This window comes from Promicromonospora sp. NPDC060204 (assembly GCF_042728455.1).
Lineage (GTDB): Bacteria > Actinomycetota > Actinomycetes > Actinomycetales > Cellulomonadaceae > Promicromonospora.
On record NZ_JBHWZO010000395.1, the window covers coordinates 1 to 3,796 of the forward strand.

At 70.8% G+C, this 3,796-nt stretch carries 4 protein-coding genes; 1 reads left to right on the forward strand and 3 read right to left on the reverse strand.

Annotation, left to right across the window (positions count from 1 at the left end):
- Positions 1 to 88: 88 nt before the first annotated feature.
- The 3 genes from ACFWEJ_RS27870 to ACFWEJ_RS27880 all read right to left on the reverse strand — a co-directional run bounded on the left by ACFWEJ_RS27870 (position 89) and on the right by ACFWEJ_RS27880 (position 3,039).
- Entirely contained in the window at positions 89 to 1,087 is a 999-nt protein-coding gene (locus ACFWEJ_RS27870) for a hypothetical protein (RefSeq protein ID WP_377232412.1), read from the reverse strand.
- Positions 1,088 to 1,217: 130 nt separating this feature from the next.
- Positions 1,218 to 1,883 carry an FMN reductase gene (locus ACFWEJ_RS27875; RefSeq protein WP_377232413.1) on the reverse strand — a complete coding sequence of 222 codons (666 nt, stop codon included), beginning with the start codon at positions 1,881 to 1,883 and terminating at the stop codon, positions 1,218 to 1,220.
- A 1-nt stretch (position 1,884) separates the two neighbouring features.
- A complete protein-coding gene (locus tag ACFWEJ_RS27880) occupies positions 1,885 to 3,039 on the reverse strand; it encodes an LLM class flavin-dependent oxidoreductase (RefSeq protein WP_377232414.1) in 1,155 nt (384 codons plus the stop codon).
- 328 nt (positions 3,040 to 3,367) lie between these two features.
- Here ACFWEJ_RS27880 and ACFWEJ_RS27885 point away from each other — a divergent pair, with 328 nt between their 5' ends.
- On the forward strand, positions 3,368 to 3,712 hold the full coding sequence (locus tag ACFWEJ_RS27885; protein ID WP_026365682.1) for an RNA polymerase-binding protein RbpA: 345 nt from the start codon (positions 3,368 to 3,370) through the stop codon (positions 3,710 to 3,712).
- Positions 3,713 to 3,796 lie beyond the last annotated feature (84 nt).

Genomic DNA, 3,796 nt, shown 5'->3' on the forward strand with positions numbered 1-3,796 from the left:
GTCTCGCGGTGCCACCCGGCCGTCCCAGCCGTTCGGGCTGTCAGACCTGTCCGGCTGTCAGACCCAGCAGTCAGGTGTCCGGTTGCCGTCAGGCGGCGTGGGCGTTGCCGATCGCCCGGACGAGGCCCGACGTCGAGATCGAGCCCTTGCGATAGCGCTCGACGGCGGCGGCAAGCGCCTCGCCCACGTCGCTCGGCACGCGCGAGGACCGCGCGGACGGGTACCAGATCTCCCGCTCGAAGACGGCGGTCCGCCGAGCCGGGCCGCGGAACAGCCGGCCGGCCAGCGCCGGCGGCGGGGGCACGGGAGGTACCGGCCCCGGGGGCGGAGGCACGGGCGGTACGGGTGCCGACGACATGGGTGGTGCCGGCGGTACGGGTGCCGACAACACAGGTGCCGGCACCTGCGTCGCCGACGACGCGGGTGCCGACGAGGCGGGCGACACGGGAACCGGCTGGTTCGCGAGCAGCGAGGCGCGGTAGCGGGCGCCGGGGTTCCAGCGCAGGGTCGGTGTGCGCGGGGCGGTGGTCCGTACCCCGCTGGTCGCGCGGCGGGGTGCCGAGGGTTCCGGTTCGACGGTCTCGGCGCCGGAGTCCGCCGGTCCAGCGGTCTGCTCGACTGTTTGCCCGGTGGCCTGCCCGGTGGCCTGCTCAGCCGCCCGCTCGACGGAACGGGCGGCCTGCTCGGCGTGCGCCTTCCGCAGCGCCGCGACGATCCGGGCGACCCGTCCGGTGTCGGCCTGCGGGCTGGTGTCGGTCGGCAGCCCGGTCGCGTCGGTCGATGCCGGATCCGCGTCCGCCGGGTCCGCGCCCGCCAGATCGGTGATCGCCACATCGGTGATGCTCGGGTCGGCGACAGTCGCGTCGGCGTCCGCCGTACCGGTAGCACCGCTGGTCTCCGCGGGCGAGGACACGGTCGTGTCGGTCGTGGACGCGTCGTCCGGTGCTTCGGCCTCAGCCGCTACAGCCTCAGCCTCTTCAGCCCCGGCTGCGGCGACCTCGGGAGCAGCCGCCTCCGGGTCGACCGCCTCCGGCGCGTCGGTGTCGTTCGAGTCGTCCGAGACCTGGTCCTGTGTGTCGTCCGCCATGACCGCGCTCCCTCACCATCGACCTGCCCACGACCCGTTGCGGTGGCTGTCCCATATGTTCCCTGCCAGGCCCTGGGCGTGCAAGCCCCGGACCTGGCATGCCGTCAGCCCCTGCAGTCGGCCCTCGCCGTCAGTCCCCGCCCAGCATGTCCAGGAAGCTGGGCGTCGTGGCGAACGGGTCGTCCGGCTTGGCGTGCTCCCCGCGGGCGGAGACGATCGCGGCCAGCGACCGTCCGGCGCGCTCGATGCGCTCCGGGAGGGAGCTCGCGCCGTCGTCGCGCCGGGTGCGGTCGCCCGCCTGGGCCCAGTCGTCCGTGGCCGCGAAGACCGACGTCGTGACGACGTCGGCCCGCAGGTACGTGAACAGCGGGCGCATCGAGTACTCGAGGGCGAGCGAGTGCCGCGGTGTGCCGCCGGTAGCGCCGAGCAGCACGGGCATGCCCGTGAGCGCCTCCTTGTCGAGGATGTCGACGAACGACTTGAACAGCCCCGAGTAGGTGGTGGTGAACAGCGGCGTGACGGCGATGACGCCGTCGGCCTGGGTGATCGTCTCGATGTCGCTCGCCAGGTCGCCCGTGGGGAACCCGGTGAGCATCGCGTCGATGATCGCGTGACCGTGGTCGCGCAGCTCGACGACCTCGACGGTCACCTCGTGGCCCAGGGCCTCCAGCTCGCGCGCCGTGGCGTCCGCCAGGCGGTCCGCCAGCAGGCGCGTGGACGAGGGCTGCCCCAGCCCCGCGTGCACGACGGCGATCGTGCGGCGGGGCCGGTCCTCGACAGGAACGATGTCTGTCATCTCAGAGAGCCTCCTCGGCCAGCGTGCCGGTGTACTCGTCGCCGCCGTCACCCACGTGCGTGGCGCCGGCCTGGCCCTTGGCCTGGGCGGCGGCGACGCGCTCGGCGTGCGTCGGCGGGTTGGCCGGCACGTCCTTCGGGAGCTTCGCGTCGGCGATCTTGCGCAGCTCCGGCACGACGTCGGAGGCGAGGATGTCGATCTGCTCCAGGACGGTCTTCAGCGGCAGCCCGGCGTGGTCCATGAGGAACATCTGGCGCTGGTAGTAGCCGACCTCGTCGATGAACGAGCCGTACCGGTCGACGACCTCCTGCGGGGAGCCGACGGTCAGCGGGGTGTCGCGCGTGAAGTCCTCCATGGTGGGGCCGTGCCCGTAGACGGGCGCGTTGTCGAAGTACGGCCGGAACTCGCTGATGGCGTCCTGGCTGTTCTTGCGCATGAAGGCCTGGCCGCCGAGGCCCACGATCGCCTGGTCCGCGCGGCCGTGGCCGTAGTGCTCGAACCGCTGGCGGTAGAACTGCACCATCTGCTTGGTGTGGCTCATCGGCCAGAAGATGGCGTTGTGCAGGAACCCGTCACCGTAGTAGGCGGCCTGCTCGGCGATCTCGGGGCTGCGGATCGACCCGTGCCAGACGAACGGCGGCACGCCGTCCAGCGGGCGCGGCGTGGCGGTGAAGCCCTGCAGCGGGGTGCGGAACTTGCCCTCCCAGTCCACGACGTCCTCGGTCCACAGGCGGCGAACCAGGGCGTAGTTCTCGATGGCCAGCGGGATGCCCTGGCGGATGTCCTGCCCGAACCACGGGTAGACGGGGCCGGTGTTGCCGCGGCCCATCATGAGGTCCATGCGACCGTTCGAGATGACCTGCAGCATCGCGTACTCCTCGGCGATGCGGACCGGGTCGTTGGTCGTGATGAGCGTCGTGGCCGTGGACAGGGTGATGTCCTTGGTCACGCCCGCGAGGTAGCCGAGCATCGTCGTCGGGCTCGAGGCCACGAACGGCGGGTTGTGGTGCTCACCGGTGGCGAAGACGTCGAGGCCTGCCTCGTCCGCGTGCTTCGCGATGGTGAGCATGGCCCGGACGCGCTCGGTGTCGTCCGGGGTGTGCCCGGTGGTCGGGTCCGTCGTCACGTCGCTGACACTGAAGATCCCGAACTGCATGATGCTGTGCTCCTCGATCGTGGTGCTCCTGAGCGGGTCGCCGCTCGCGCTGTTCATGCATCTGCATGAACATGGGTCTCAACCGGCGACCCGTGCTGATTGTTCCCGCCACAAACACGGTCACCTGCCGCGACGTACGTGAGATCGCGCACATCCACACCCAGTTTGCCCGGAGTGCGCTTGCGCGCGCACGTCCGGTCGGTAGCCTGGATTGGCACGGCTGGTCGTCAGACCGCTGAAACCTGGGCTGGAACATCACAGAGGGTCCCTGCGTTGGCTATACGGACCTTTTTCCGCCACCATTCCCGACAACCCTCTGGAGGACATCGTGCCTGACCGGTCCCTGCGCGGTATGAGCATCGGTAGTAAGAGCATGGAGTCCGACGAGGGCGTGGACTTCGCCCCTCGGTTCCAGGCCTACTACGACTGCCCCAACGGCCACACCATCATCCTGCCCTTCGCCACCGACGCGGACGTACCCCCGATCTGGGAGTGCCGCTGCGGCGAGGAGGCGCTCCTGCGCGACGCCGAGAAGCCCGAGCCGAAGGCGACCAAGCCGCAGCGCACCCACTGGGACATGCTGCTCGAGCGCCGCACGGTCAAGGAGCTCGAGGACCTGCTCGACGAGCGCCTCGAGCTGCTGCGCGCCGGCAAGCTCCGCCGCTCGGCCTGAGCAAGCCGCCTGAGCCAGCGAGCAAGCAGGACAAGCAAGCAGGACACAAGTAAGACCGCCGGCCCGAACCTCACGGTTCGGGCC